This window comes from Streptomyces sp. NBC_00094, from assembly GCF_026343125.1.
GTDB lineage: Bacteria > Actinomycetota > Actinomycetes > Streptomycetales > Streptomycetaceae > Streptomyces.
This window is the reverse complement of the sequence record NZ_JAPEMB010000001.1, coordinates 3,428,635-3,442,339: the sequence shown is the minus strand read 5'-3', so window position 1 is coordinate 3,442,339 and position 13,705 is coordinate 3,428,635. Positions and strand designations below refer to the sequence as shown.

Below are 13,705 nucleotides of genomic sequence, written 5' to 3'. Positions count from 1 at the left end.
TCCGCGCGGCGTGTCGAATGTGATCCAGGTCACATCATGGAGGGGAAATAAGCGGGGAGCCTCTCCCCGTTTAAGCCTGTGTTCCCCGAAGTGGGGAGTCTGTCCCCGGATCCGAATCCTGGATCCGTCGGACGGGTTCGTTCCCGGATCCGATCCTGGATCCGCCCCCGGATCCGTTTTCCGGACCCGGTCCCGGATTCGTTGTCGGATGAGATGTCGTAGAGGAGGTCGAGGCGTGACCAGCACCCAGGACACCGCGCCCGTCCGCCGCGTACCCCGCCCGCGCGCCGACGCCCTGCGCAACCGCGAGCGGATCGTGACGGCGGCCCGTGAGATGTTCGTCGAGTTCGGCCCCCAGGTGCCGTACGACGAGGTGGCGCGGCGCGCCGGCGTCGGGAACGCGACGCTCTACCGGAACTTCCCCGAGCGCACCGACCTCGTCCGCGAGGTCGTCCTCTCCCTCATGGCCGGCGTCACCGAACTCGCCGAACGGGCGGCCGAGGAGGAGGCCGACACCTTCGCCGCCCTCCGCCGCTTCACGCACGCCGCCGCCGACGCGCGCATCGGAGCCCTGTGCCCGATGCTCGACGGGGCCTTCGACCAGGACCACCCCGATCTGGCCGTCGAGCGCGACCGCCTGGAGGAGGCCGTCCAGGGCCTCGTCGACCGGGCGCAGCGCGCCGGCCGCCTCCGCCCCGACGTCGGAGTCGGGGACCTGATGGTGGCGGTCTCCCAGCTGACCCGTCCCCTGCCGGGCGCGGCCTGCCTGGACTTCGACCAGTTCGTCCATCGCCACCTGCAGTTGTTCCTCGACGGCCTGGAGGCGCCCGCGCGCTCCGAGCTGCCGGGCGCGGCCGCGACCCTGGAGGACCTGAGACGCGACTCCTGCCGGCGGGCGTGATGCCGTGACGCCGTGACGCCGTGATGGCTCCCTAGCGGCCCGCCCCGAACTCCCTTACGTCCTTTTTGCACCTGTACGCGCCAAGAGGTGGCTACCCCCATGTCCAAAATCCCCGAGAACCCCGCTCTCCAGGCCGACCCCGGCCGCTGGAAAGCGCTCGTCTTCATCGCCCTCGCCCAGCTGATGGTCGTGCTCGACGCGACGATCGTGAACATCGCGCTGCCCTCCGCCCAGCAGGACCTCGGGATCTCGGACGGCAACCGGCAGTGGGTCATCACCGCCTACGCGCTCGCCTTCGGCGGTCTCCTCCTCTTCGGCGGCCGCATCGCCGACCTGTGGGGCCGTAAGCGCACCTTCATCGTCGGCCTGATCGGCTTCGCGGCCGCCTCCGCCCTCGGCGGTGCCGCGAACGGCGAGGCGATGATGCTCGGTGCCCGCGCGCTCCAGGGTGCCTTCGGCGCGCTCCTCGCGCCCGCCGCGCTCTCGCTGCTCGCCGTCACCTTCACCGACGGCAAGGAGCGCGCCAAGGCCTTCGGCATCTACGGCGCGATCGCCGGTGGCGGCGGCGCCGTGGGTCTGATCCTCGGCGGCTTCCTCACCGAGTACCTGAACTGGCGCTGGACCTTCTTCGTCAACATCCCCTTCGCGATCGTCGCCGCCGTCGGCGCGTACCTCGTCATCCGCGAGCCCGCGGGCGGCCGCAACCGCTCCCCGCTCGACATCCCCGGCGTGATCCTCTCCACCCTGGGTCTGGTCGCGCTCGTGTACGGCTTCACGCGCGCCGAGTCCGAGGGCTGGAGCGACGCCGGCACGATCGGCCTCTTCGTCGGCTCCGCCGTGCTGCTCGCCGCGTTCGTGTTCACCGAGTCGCGGGTCAAGTCCCCGCTGCTGCCGCTGCGCGTCGTGGCCGACCGCAACCGCGGCGGTGTCTACCTGTCGCTCGGCCTCGCCGTCATCGCGATGTTCGGCCTCTTCCTCTTCCTGACCTACTACCTGCAGGTCGTGAAGGAGTACTCGCCCGTCATGACGGGCTTCGCGTTCCTGCCCATGATCGTGGGCATGATCATCGGCTCGACCCAGATCGGTACGCGGCTGATGACCCGCGTCCCGCCGCGGCTGCTCATGGCCCCCGGCTTCCTGACCGCCGGCATCGGCATGCTGCTCCTCACCCAGCTGGAGGTCGGCACCTCGTACGCCGGCCTGATCCTGCCCGCGCAGCTGCTGCTCGGCCTCGGCATGGGTACGGCGTTCATGCCCGCCATGTCGCTCGCGACGCTCGGCGTCGACCCGCGGGACGCCGGTGTGGCCTCCGCGATGGTCAACACCTCGCAGCAGGTCGGCGGGGCCATCGGTACGGCCCTGCTGAACACGATCGCCGCCTCGGCGACCACCGCGTACCTGGCCGACCACGCGGCCGGCGCGACCACCCCGGCCGCGCAGAAGCTGGTCCAGCTCGAGGGCATGGTCGAGGGGTACGCGGCGGCCATCTGGTGGGCCGTCGGCATCCTGGTCCTCTCGGCCGCGATCGCCTTCGTGTTCATCAACACCGGGAAGCCGGACACCGGGGCGGTCGTCGGATCCGGCTCGGGTGCGGATGGCGACGTGAAGGTGCCCGTCATCGCCCACTGATCCCTGGATCCCCGGATCTCTGGATCCCTGGATCTCTGGATCCCTGGATCCCCGGATCGCCGGATCGCCTGGTCCTCGGGTCCTCGGGTCCTCAGGTCCTCAAGCCCCCCGGTCCTCAAGCCCCCGGTCCTCAGATCCCGGCGGCCCTCCTGCCCTGGTTCCGCGTACGTCAGCGGAGCCAGGGCAGGTCCGCGTCCGGGCCCGCCGGTTCGAGGCCCTCGGCCATCACCCGCATGATCGCGCCGAGCTGCTCCACCTGCTCCGGCGACAGCCGGTCGAACAGGGCCTGGCGTACGGCCGTCACATGGCCGGGCGCGGTGCGGCCGAGGACCTCCGTCCCCTCGTCCGTGAGCAGGGCGAACTGGCCGCGCTTGTCGGAGGGGCAGTTCTCGCGCCGCACCCAGCCGTTCTTCTCCAGCCGGGCGATCGCGTGGGAGAGGCGGGAGCGGGTGATCTTGGCGTTCCTCGCGAGCTCGGTCATCCGCAGCCGTCGGCCGGGCGCCTGGGAGAGCTGGACGAGCAGCCCGTAGTAGACGTGCGGCATCCCGGCGTCGCGCTGCAACTGGCGGTCGAGGTGATCCTCCAGGAGCGTGGTGGCGTGCAGGTACGAGCGCCAGACGTGCTGCTCGCCGTCGCTGAGCCAGCGGGGTTCGGTCATGTCTCCCACGATCTCCGTCGCCTCCATCGGCTCCGTCGTCTCCAGCAGCTCGATCGGCTCCATCGTACGACTCATTCTTGAAAGTTGAACTATGTCGGTCTACGCTGTACGGCAGTGAGCTTGAAGTTTCAAGAACATAGGAAGCCGGAGGTCGTCGCGATGGACGCCACGCTGGAACGGATGCCCGCCCTCTACCTGTCCCACGGCGCCCCGCCGCTCGCCGACGACCCCGTCTGGCCCGGCGAGCTCGCCGCCTGGTCCGCGCAGCTCCCGCGCCCCAAGGCGATCCTCATGGTCTCCGCCCACTGGGAGGAGGCCCCGCTCGCGCTCGGCGCCACCGAGACCGTGCCGCTCGTCTACGACTTCTGGGGCTTCCCCGAGCACTACTACCAGGTCCGGTACGGGGCTCCCGGCGCCCCGCAGCTCGCCGACGCCGTCCGCAAGCTGCTCCGCGCGCCCGGCGCACCCGTCCAGGACATCCCCGACCGGGGGCTCGACCACGGCGCCTACGTGCCGCTCGTCGAGATGTTCCCGGGCGCCGACATCCCCGTACTCCAGATCTCCATGCCCACCCTCGACCCGCGCCGGCTCATGGACATCGGGCGCAGGCTCGCCCCGCTGCGCGACGAGGGCGTCCTGATCGTCGGCAGCGGTTTCTTCACCCACAACCTCGCCGCCCTCCGCCACACCGGCGGCGGCGTGCCGGGCTGGTCCGCCGAGTTCGACGACTGGGGGCACCGCGCCCTGGCGGCCCGGGACGTCGACGCGCTCCTCGACTTCGCGCACAAGTCCCCGGCCGGACGCCTCGCCCACCCGCGTACGGAACACTTCGCGCCCCTCTTCGTCACCATGGGCGCGGCGGACGCGGCCGGCGACCTCGACGCCGAGCGGTCGGTGATCGACGGGTTCTGGATGGGGCTCGCCAAGCGGTCCGTCCAGTTCGGCTGAGCGCCGGGTCCCTCGGAATGACTCGGGTCCGCGGCACGGTTCGGGTCCTTCGGTTCGTCGGGGTCGGCAGGGTCATCCGGTTCGTGCGGTTCGTCGGGGTCCGCAGGGCCCTCCGGGTCTTCAGGGTCCTACGGGCCCTCCGGGGCGTCCGGGTCAGAAGACCGGCGGGTTCAGTTCGACCGAGCGGGCGGCGGCGGTGAGGGCGAGCGGGTCGCCCACGTCGAGCGCCGTGTCGGTGAACTTGATCGTGTGGTCGTCGCCGTGCGCCGCCGCCCGCGCGAAGACCTCCTCGGAGGTGAGGGAGGTCGGCGCGTAGGCGGCGGCCTCCGCCGGGCTGTACGCGGCGGTCACCGCGGCCGACGCCGTCCAGGCCGCCGCCAGGCTCGGCGCCCACAGCTCACGGGGGAGCGCGGGCAGGGTGCGGAGGACCGCGTTCGGGGCGGTCGCCGCGTGGACCAGCATGATCGGCTCGCCGTGGCCGTGGGTCGCGTACCGGTGCGTGGCCGCCGTCACCAGCTCGGTGAGCAGCGCCTTCGCCGTCTCCGGGTCCGGGGCCGTGCCCCAGTCCGGGAACCCGGTGAGCTGTGCCAGTCGGGCGCGGATCCCGCCGCCCTGTTCCGGAACCGGCGGTACGGCGTCCAGGGCGGCCGTCGCGTTCGGCGCCGCGGCCAGCGGGGTGAGCGGGGGCAGCGGCTGGTGGCGGGCCGCCCAGTAGCCGAGGGCGTGCGCCAGCTCGGCGCGGCGCGGGGCGGTCGCTTCCCCGTCACCGCCGCTCAGCAGGGTCCGTACGGCGTGACCGGTACGGATCACCGGGTGCGTCGCGCCGGCCGCGATCCCGGGCAGCAGCCGGGGCCACCACTCGGCGAGGACCTCGCGCCAGGGGCGGGCCTCGGGCCCGTCGAGTTCCCGCGCGAAGAAGCGCGTCCAGTCGGTGATCCGGGACGGGTCGCCGAGCGCCTCGCGCCAGCCGTCCGCCGTGACGGGGCGGTTCGCGGGCGGCACGTCCTCCAGCCTGGGCGCGTAGTGGTCGAGCCAGCGGTGCACGGCCGGGGCCTGGCCGTTGCGGACGAGCGCCTCGACGGCCATCGGGGCGTGGTTGCTGAGCCAGCCGTCGTGTTCGGGGCCGGTGGTGTGGAGGCGTTCGAGGGCCTCGTCGAGGGTGCCGGTCGTGTCGTCGCTCATGGGGACGACGCTAGGACGGGGAGGGGCGGGGCGTAACGGGCTCGGGACCTAGGACTCGGGGCCGAGGACGCCGAGGACGCCGAGGACGCCCGCGCGGGCGCGGGCAACCACACGGCCCGTCGTCGCGTCTGAAGAGATGACGCCGCAGGTGCCCGCCGTTGTGATCGCGGTCTCACCGACAGTGTGGTCGGGAATCCCCGCGAGCGGCGTCGTCCACCCTCCGCGCCCGGTCTGACCTGCGACTCCGTGGGTGCCCGAGGTGCGCCCCAAGGGGTGGCAGCGGCGCAGGATACTGCATGATCGCGAAAATCCATGTGCCTGGTGGGAATTCTGTCCTGATTCCAGTCGTTGTTTCCGTCGGATGCAGGGCACTCGAAAGGGTGTCGCGACCTACTCAGCAAGGGAGCACGCATGGCAACCCGTGCCGTCGCCCGTCGTCAGACCTCCGCCAAGAGCGGGGCGAGTCGGGCAAGCAGCGTTCGCGCCGTGGGCGGGGACATCGCCGACCGCGACCTGGTCGGCATGTACCTCGACGAGATCGCGCGCACACCCCTGCTCGACGCCGCCAAGGAGGTCGAGCTGTCCCAGACGATCGAGGCCGGCGTGTACGCCCAGCAGATCCTGGACGGGACCGTGACACGGGCCGCCGCCTCGGGAGAGGCCGGGGCGGAGTCGGGAGAGGCCGGGGCGGACGGAGCCTCCCGCGAGGAGCTCGAAGCGCTGGTCGCCGAGGGCGAGCGCGCCAAGGACCTCTTCATCAAGTCCAACCTGCGGCTCGTGGTCGCCGTCGCGCGGCGCTATCCCCGCAGCGGCCTGCCGCTGCTCGACCTGATCCAGGAGGGGAACGCGGGCCTGGTGCGCGCCGTCGAGAAGTTCGACTACGCGAAGGGCTTCAAGTTCTCCACGTACGCGACGTGGTGGATCCGGCAGGCCATCACCCGGTCGATCGCCGACCAGTCCCGGACGATCCGGCTCCCCGTCCACCTGGTGGAGGAGCTGGGCCGCATCCGGCGCGTGCAGCGCGAGTTCAACCGGGAGCACGGCCGGGAGCCGGAGCCGACCGAGATCGCGACGGAGCTGGACACGAAGCCGGAGCGGGTCGTCGACGTCCTGGACTGGGCGCGTGACCCGGTCTCGCTGAACATGTCGGTGGACGACCAGGGCGAGACCCAGTTCGGCGACCTCCTTGAGGACACCTCGGCGATCTCGCCCGAGCAGTCGGTGCTCACGCTGCTGCGCAGCGAGGAGCTCGACGACCTCATCGCCAAGCTCGACCACCGCACGGCGTCGATCATCCGTATGCGGTACGGGATCGAGGACGGGCGCGAGCGGACGCTGACGGAGGTCGGCAAGCAGCACGGGCTGACGCGCGAGCGGATCCGCCAGATCGAGAAGCACGCCCTGCTGGAACTGAAGAAGATGGCCCGCGACACGGGCTTCGACGCGGTGGCCTGACCGGGCCGGGGCACCCCTTAGGGGGTGTCCGGTGCGGGGCCTCGAAGAGGCCCGGGGAGTTCCCTCCCCGGGCCTCTTTCGCGTTCCGAAGCCGCCTCGCGGCACGGGTGCCGGGTCCGGCCCCGGCTGCCCCCCCGTGTCGACGCCCCGGCCCGATGCCCCCCGTGTCGACGCCCCGGCCCGCTACCTTCCTGTCGACGCCGCCAGGCGGACCGCCAGGTCTTCCACGTACGCGTGGAGGGGCGGCGGGCCGTGGATCGTGAAGGCGGCGTCCACGAGGGCCAGGCGGAGGGCCAGCCATTCGACGGAGTCGTTGGAGCGGGTGCGGAGCCGGCAGGTCGTCGGGCCCGTCGCGGTCGGGACCAGGTGGGACGGGAGGCGGGCCGTCACGAAGTCGGCCGGGGCCTCGAAACTGACGTCCAGGTCCAGCTCGGGCTGGGTGCGGGACATCGAGCGGACCAGGAGCTGGGCCGCGTCGCCCGCCGGCAGCTCGCGCGGTGTGAAACGGGCGGCCGTCGCGAGCGGGTCGCTCACCCGGTCCACCCGGAAGGTCCGCCAGTCCTCGCGCTCCAGGTCGTACGCGACCAGGTACCAGCGGTGCCCGGTCGACACCAGCCGGTACGGCTCGACCAGCCGTTTCGACTCGGCGCCGTCGCCCGCCCGGTAGCCGAAGCGCAGTTTCTCCCGCCCCGTGACCGCGCCCGCCAGGGTCGTCAGGGTCGCCGGCGTGACCGTGGCGCCGTCGCCCCTGGTCAGCGGGATCGTCGCGTTCTGGAGGGTGGAGACCCGGTGGCGCAGCCGCGCCGGCAGGACCTGTTCCAGCTTCGCCAGGGCCCGTACGGACGCCTCCTCGACGCCCTCGATGGCGTGTCCGGCGCCGGCGCGCAGGCCCACGGCGATCGCGACGGCCTCCTCGTCGTCGAGGAGCAGTGGCGGCATCGCCGTACCGGCGACGAGGCGGTAGCCGCCGACCGCGCCGAGGGTCGCCTCGACCGGATAGCCGAGGTCGCGGAGGCGGTCGATGTCCCGCCGGATGGTGCGCGGGGAGACCGAGAGCCGCTCGGCGAGCTCGCTGCCGGGCCATTCGCGCGGGGTCTGGAGGAGTGACAGCAGATTCAGGAGTCGAACCGGGGTGTCCGTCATGCCTTCCAGGATGCGGCCCATCTAGGACATTATTTGACCTAGATGACTTCTATCTTCTTCGTATGAGTTCACACGAAGCCGTCACGGATGCGGCCCCCCAGGACACAGGTGACAAGCGGCGGTGGATCGCCCTTGCCATCGTCATGACGGCAGCCTTCATGGATCTGGTCGACGCCACGATCGTCAACATCGCGATCCCCAGCATCGAGCGGGACCTCGGCGCCTCCTTCGGGGCCATCCAGTGGATCACCGCCGGATACGCCCTCGCCTTCGCGGCGGGGCTGATCACCGGCGGCAGGCTCGGTGACATCTACGGCCGCAAGCGGCTCTTCCTCCTCGGCACCGCCGGCTTCACGCTCGCCTCGGCGCTCTGCGGCTTCGCCGCGAACCCGGAGATGCTGGTCGCCTCCCGCCTCCTCCAGGGCGCGGCGGCGGCGATGATGGTGCCGCAGGTCCTCTCGATCATCCACGTCACCTTCCCCGCGCACGAGCGCGGCAAGGTCTTCGGCATGTTCGGCGCGATCATCGGCCTCGGCGCCGTCTCCGGCCCGCTGCTCGGCGCGCTGCTCACGGAGTGGAACATCGCCGGCCTCGAGTGGCGCCCGATCTTCCTGATCAACCTGCCGGTCGGCATCGCGGGCCTGATCCTGGGCCGGAAGTTCATCACCGAGTCGAAGGCGCCGAAGGCGCTCCGGCTCGACATCGTCGGCATGCTCCTCGTGACGGCGGCGCTGCTGATGCTGATCTACCCGCTGACGCGCGGCCGTGAGCTGGACTGGCCGCTGTGGGGCCACCTGATGATGATCGGCAGCCTGTTCGTCTTCGCGTTCTTCGTCGTCTACGAGAAGTACAAGGCGAAGAAGGACGGTTCGCCGCTCGTCGAGCTGTCGCTGTTCAAGGTGAAGAGCTTCGCCGCCGGTATCGCCGTACAGCTGACCTTCGGTGTCGTGCTCGGCATCTTCTTCCTGGTCTGGACGCTGTACATGCAGATCGGCCTCGGCTGGAGCGCGCTGAGGGCGGGCCTCACCGGCGTGCCGTTCTCGATCGCGGTGTCCGTGGCCGCCGGCCTCTCGGTGCAGAAGCTGGTGCCGCGCTTCGGCCGCAAGGTGCTCCAGGCGGGCGCGCTCACGATGATCGCGGGCGTCCTCCTCTACTTCTTCGTGGCGGGCCGGTACGGGACCGGGATCGAGTCCTGGCAGATGATCCCGCCGCTGGTGGTCATGGGTCTGGGCATGGGCCTGATCGTCGCCCCGCTGACGGACGCGGTCCTCTCCGAGGTACCGCGCGAGCACGCCGGCTCGGCGTCCGGCCTGATCAACACCACGGGCCAGATGGGCAACGCGCTCGGGCTCGGCCTGGTGTCCGTGGTCTTCTTCGGCGTGATCGACGACCGGAACCTCCAGCAGGCGCCGACCGAGGTGGGGGCGGCCTTCACGGACGCCTTCCAGAACTCGCTCGGCTGGGCGGCGGGCGTGCTCGCCGCGATCTTCCTGGTGATGTTCGCGCTGCCGGCGAAGCCGAAGCAGCACCTGGAGGGCGGCGGCGACGAGGACGCTCCGGAGACCGTGGAGAAGGAGCCGGTGCTGACGCACTGAGCCGCTGCGGCGGAGAGGGGCGGTGCGCTCGCGAGCGCACCGCCCCTCAGTCGTGTCACCTGTCGGTCAGGGACGCTTCAGGCCCGGGATGAGGTTGCGGGACGTGCCGGGAGGCAGGGCGCGCGCGAACTTGTTCGCGCGGAGTGCCACCGGGGTGGGTGTCGTCTGCTGGACCCACGGGTCGTCCCAGATGAAGTTGCCGCCGTTGGTCTCGCCTACCGTCTGCCAGACCTGCCCGCCCTTGGTCACGATCTTGACGAGGGCCGTGTTGCCCTGGTTGTCGTAGGAGACGCCGCAGGCGTCGGCGGGGAAGTTGTCGTTGTCGGGATCCCCCGGGGCGTCGTCCGGGTTGCTGAGGTCCTGCCAGACGATGATCCCGCCCGCGGACGGCGCCCTACCGACGAAGACCTTGCCGCCGGTGAGCACGGCCTGCTGGTCCTCGGTGCTGGAGGGGGCGAAGAGGTCGATGTCGGAGCAGGGCCCGGTGGGACCAGTGGCGCCGGTGGCACCCGTCGCGCCGGTCGCGCCGGTCGCGCCTGTTGCTCCGGTTTCGCCGGTCGCTCCGGTTTCGCCTGTTGCTCCGGTTTCGCCCGTTGCTCCGGTCTCGCCCGTGGCTCCCGTGGCTCCGGTCTCGCCGGTGGCGCCGGTTTCGCCGGTCGCTCCGGTGGCTCCGGTTTCGCCCGTGGCGCCGGTTTCGCCGGTCGCTCCGGTGGCTCCGGTTTCGCCCGTGGCGCCGGTTTCGCCGGTCGCTCCGGTGGCTCCGGTTTCGCCCGTGGCGCCGGTCTCGCCGGTCGCTCCCGTGGCTCCAGTCTCACCGGTGGCTCCGGTCTCGCCAGTGGCTCCCGTGGCTCCGGTCTCACCGGTGGCGCCGGTCTCGCCCGTGGCTCCGGTGGCTCCGGTCTCACCGGTGGCGCCGGTCTCGCCCGTGGCTCCGGTGGCTCCAGTCTCACCCGTCGCGCCGGTTTCGCCCGTGGCGCCGGTCGCTCCGGTTTCGCCCGTGGCGCCGGTCGCTCCGGTTTCGCCCGTTGCTCCGGTCTCGCCCGTGGCGCCGGTCTCACCTGTGGCTCCGGTGGCTCCAGTCTCACCCGTCGCGCCGGTTTCGCCGGTCGCACCCGTGGCTCCGGTCTCACCAGTGGCGCCGGTTTCGCCCGTGGCTCCAGTGGCTCCGGTTTCGCCCGTGGCGCCGGTCTCACCTGTGGCTCCAGTGGCTCCCGTCTCGCCGGTCGCTCCGGTCTCGCCGGTCGCTCCCGTCGCACCGGTCTCGCCGGCGGTTCCGGTCTCGCCCGTGGCTCCGGTCGCACCCGTCGCACCCGTCGCACCCGTGGCTCCGGTCGCTCCGGTCGCCCCGGTGTCGCCCGTGTCGCCCTTCGGGCCGGGCGGTCCGGTCGGGCCGGTCGGGCCTGTTGGGCCGACCTTGCAGTCGTCGCCGCCGCCGACCGGGACCGCGCGCAGGGCGCGGATGTCCTGGCCTTCGACCAGGGGCTGGATCACGTCGTCCAGGAACTGCTGGAGGCCTTCGGCCTCCGGCGAGCCGCTCTGGTCGGCGCTGCGGGGACCGCCCTGGTACTCCCAGGGCGGCGGGCCGTCCTGGTGGTGAGGCGGCGGACCGTCCTCGTGGTGCGGGGGGCGTTCCTCGCAGTGGTCGCCCGTCGACGGGCCTGCCGTCGCCCTCCCCGGGGAGTCCCAGGCGGCGGCTGCTGCCGCCTGGGAGGTGAAGCCCGTGAGGACGAGTGCGACGGAGGCGATGGCCCCGCCGACGACCCAGGGGCGTCGTCGGGGCAGGGGACCCAGCGGGGACCTGGTCCTGGCATCAGGACGCATGCATGCTCCTTCCTCCACCGGCCGCGCCGCGGCCGGTCCGAGTGATGTCCGGGAAGCGTTCGTGCTTCCTAGTCGGATCATCGGATCGCGCTTGCGAAGGCTTGACGGTCTGGCGGCACTCCCAACGCCATGGCGTATCGCTGCTAGCCGAACGGATGCGTACACGAAGGCGAATCTCGAACCGGCCGTCGGCGCGGCGGCACCGCTCCTTCGGCAGGCGCCCGTAGGGTCGCCCACCCCCCGAGTGCTCTCCCGCCCCCACCGGAAGTGGTGTTGCCGTGAAGCCGTCCATCTGCCTGTGCATGATCGTCAAGAACGAGTCCAAAGTCATCGAGCGATGCCTCGCCTCCGTCCGCGGTCTCGTGGACACCTGGGTCATCACCGACACCGGCTCCACCGACGGGACCCAGGAGCTGATCCGTACCGCCCTCGCCGGCATCCCGGGCGAGCTCCGGGAGGAGCCGTGGGTGAACTTCGGGCACAACCGCAGCCTGAACATCGCGCACGCCCGCGGCAGGGCCGACTACCTCCTGCTGATCGACGCCGACCACGTCCTGCGGCAGGACGGACCGCTGCCGGACCTCACCGCGGACGCGTACATGATCCGCCACGAGGGATCCCTGGAGTACCGCATCAAACGCCTGGTCAGGGGCGATCTGCCCTGGCGGTACGAGGGCGTCACCCACGAGTACCTGACGGCCGACCGGGACCACGTGCAGCGGAACCTGGACGTTCTGGCCATCGAGGACCACGCCGACGGCGGCTCACGCCACGACAAGTTCGAGCGGGACGCCCGTCTCCTGGGCGACGAGCTCGTCCGGGATCCGGCCAACCCCCGAACGGTCTTCTACCTCGCGCAGACCCTGCGGGACATGGGCCGCCCCGACGAGGCCGTCGCCCTCTACGAGCGGCGCGCGGCCATGGGCGGCTGGGGCGAGGAGGTCTACTACTCGCTCCTCCAGTCCGGTGTCCTCCAGGCCGAGTCCGGCGTGTGGCCGTCCGCGATGGACGCCCTCTCGCGGGCCTGGGAGTCGCGGCCGGAGCGGCTCGAAGCCTGTTACGAGCTGACGGCGCGGCTGCGGAAGATGCGCCGGTACCGGGCCGCCCACGCCGTCGTCTCCGCCGTCCTGGACGGGAGGCAGCCGGACGACCTGCTGTTCATGCAGCCGTGGGTGTACCGGTACGGGCTGCTCTTCGAGTACTCGATCACCGCGTACTGGATGGGCGATTACGTCGCCTCGCTCGCCGCCTGCGACCGGCTGCTCGCACTGCCGGACCTGCCCGCCGCGTACCGCGAACAGACCCGCGCCAACCGGGCGTTCGCCGTGGGGAAGCTGGCCGAGGCCGGGATCGAGGTCGAGGCAGAGGTCGAGCCCGGGATCGAGGGGGGTGCTCCCGCTTCCGAGCCCGCACCCGCCCCCGCGCTCGTCTGAGGAACGCGGGGGCGGGAGCGGAGTCCGGGGCCGGTGTCAGCGGACCCGGGAGCGGAACTCCATCGCCCGGCGGGCCGAGGGCTCGTCCTCGTACACCTCGCACATGTGCCGGCCGTCGGGGGTCGCCGTGTGCTCGACCTCCCACAGGCTGACCTCGCTGCCGTCGAGCAGCAGGAACTGGTGCTCGTAGAGGGTGAAGCCGGCGTCCCGGCCACCCTCCACCGCGCACTGCCGCCCGAAGGCCTGGGTGATGTGGTGCGCGAACGCCAGGCGGAGCCGCCGTGCCGTCCGCTCGCCCGGCCGGTCCACGTTCTCCGCGCGCCGCAGGACGCGGCGCGCGTGGTCGGCCGAGTTGTCCGGCACGTACATCCGGGGCTGGGCCGGTATGGGGCGGGCGAGCAGGGCGCTCAGCAGCTCCATGTCGGCGTCGTCGTCGTCGAGGGCGCGGCCGTCGTTTCGCTCCAGTCTCCAGCCCGGCAGCGGCCCGGTCGGCAGTCGGGAGGCGGCGAGCCGGGCCTCCGCCTCCTCCGTGTACAGCTCGTGCTGATCGGTGCCGTCCCGGCCGGCGTTGTGCGTGAGCTCCCACAAGCTGAGAGCGCTGCCGTCGGCGAGCAGGTACGTGTGGCGATAGGTGGTGCGGTGCAGCGACGCGCTGTGGTGCGAGGAGTGCAGCGCGCTGGAGTGGGCGAGCGCCGTGCCGAGGCGCTCGACGGTGGAGTCGGGCAGATCGAAGGAGTTGAGCGCCCTGCCGAGGAGCCGCTCAAGGTGCGTCTCGGTCGTCTCGTACGGATCGTGAGGATCCTGCGGATCGTTCAAGAGGGTCTCCAGGCCGTCGCCGCATGTCACTTGGTGCTTGCTAAACGTAGTCCCTGGGTCTGACATCGTGTCCGGCGTTCGGAAAAACGAAGGGAACGCACCGGAAGTTCCCGCAGGTTTCCTC

Annotated in this window: 11 protein-coding genes; 6 read left to right on the top strand and 5 right to left on the bottom strand. The window is 71.7% G+C overall.

From position 1 onward, the window contains the following. Positions 1-235: 235 nt before the first annotated feature. Together OG580_RS14840 and OG580_RS14835 are read left to right on the top strand one after the other, a co-directional pair. On the top strand, positions 236-901 hold the full coding sequence (locus tag OG580_RS14840; protein WP_267044148.1) for a TetR/AcrR family transcriptional regulator: 666 nt from the start codon (positions 236-238) through the stop codon (positions 899-901). A gap of 99 nt (positions 902-1,000) precedes the next feature. Then, positions 1,001-2,530 (top strand): MFS transporter, encoded by a 1,530-nt coding sequence (locus OG580_RS14835; RefSeq protein ID WP_267044147.1) that lies wholly within the window; start codon positions 1,001-1,003, stop codon positions 2,528-2,530. Positions 2,531-2,699: 169 nt separating this feature from the next. On the opposite strand, the gene OG580_RS14830 is transcribed toward OG580_RS14835, so the two are convergent. Then, positions 2,700-3,188: a MarR family winged helix-turn-helix transcriptional regulator gene (locus OG580_RS14830; RefSeq protein ID WP_267048009.1), complete on the bottom strand. Its 489-nt coding sequence runs from the start codon at positions 3,186-3,188 to the stop codon at positions 2,700-2,702. Positions 3,189-3,347: 159 nt separating this feature from the next. Here OG580_RS14830 and OG580_RS14825 point away from each other — a divergent pair, with 159 nt between their 5' ends. Then, on the top strand, positions 3,348-4,136 hold the full coding sequence (locus tag OG580_RS14825) for a dioxygenase (RefSeq protein WP_267044146.1): 789 nt from the start codon (positions 3,348-3,350) through the stop codon (positions 4,134-4,136). Between the two features lie 153 nt (positions 4,137-4,289). Here OG580_RS14825 and OG580_RS14820 read toward each other — a convergent pair whose 3' ends face one another. Then, a complete protein-coding gene (locus tag OG580_RS14820) occupies positions 4,290-5,318 on the bottom strand; it encodes a questin oxidase family protein (RefSeq protein WP_267044145.1) in 1,029 nt (342 codons plus the stop codon). A 411-nt stretch (positions 5,319-5,729) separates the two neighbouring features. Between OG580_RS14820 and OG580_RS14815 the strand changes: the two genes are divergently transcribed. Then, the gene (locus tag OG580_RS14815) at positions 5,730-6,773 is read left to right on the top strand and encodes an RNA polymerase sigma factor RpoD/SigA (RefSeq protein ID WP_267044144.1); all 1,044 of its coding nucleotides are present in this window, start codon (positions 5,730-5,732) and stop codon (positions 6,771-6,773) included. Between the two features lie 183 nt (positions 6,774-6,956). Here OG580_RS14815 and OG580_RS14810 read toward each other — a convergent pair whose 3' ends face one another. After that, on the bottom strand, positions 6,957-7,916 hold the full coding sequence (locus OG580_RS14810; RefSeq protein WP_267044143.1) for a YafY family protein: 960 nt from the start codon (positions 7,914-7,916) through the stop codon (positions 6,957-6,959). Positions 7,917-7,978: 62 nt separating this feature from the next. Between OG580_RS14810 and OG580_RS14805 the strand changes: the two genes are divergently transcribed. Continuing rightward, positions 7,979-9,511 (top strand): MFS transporter, encoded by a 1,533-nt coding sequence (locus tag OG580_RS14805; protein ID WP_267044142.1) that lies wholly within the window; start codon positions 7,979-7,981, stop codon positions 9,509-9,511. A gap of 66 nt (positions 9,512-9,577) precedes the next feature. Here OG580_RS14805 and OG580_RS36150 read toward each other — a convergent pair whose 3' ends face one another. After that, positions 9,578-11,332, bottom strand: a complete 1,755-nt coding sequence (locus OG580_RS36150) for a hypothetical protein (RefSeq protein ID WP_323182568.1) — start codon at positions 11,330-11,332, stop codon at positions 9,578-9,580. Positions 11,333-11,610: 278 nt separating this feature from the next. Here OG580_RS36150 and OG580_RS14795 point away from each other — a divergent pair, with 278 nt between their 5' ends. Further along, positions 11,611-12,765 (top strand): glycosyltransferase, encoded by a 1,155-nt coding sequence (locus tag OG580_RS14795; RefSeq protein WP_267044141.1) that lies wholly within the window; start codon positions 11,611-11,613, stop codon positions 12,763-12,765. A 36-nt stretch (positions 12,766-12,801) separates the two neighbouring features. On the opposite strand, the gene OG580_RS14790 is transcribed toward OG580_RS14795, so the two are convergent. Further along, positions 12,802-13,647 (bottom strand): DUF6227 family protein, encoded by an 846-nt coding sequence (locus OG580_RS14790; protein WP_267044140.1) that lies wholly within the window; start codon positions 13,645-13,647, stop codon positions 12,802-12,804. Positions 13,648-13,705: the final 58 nt, after the last annotated feature.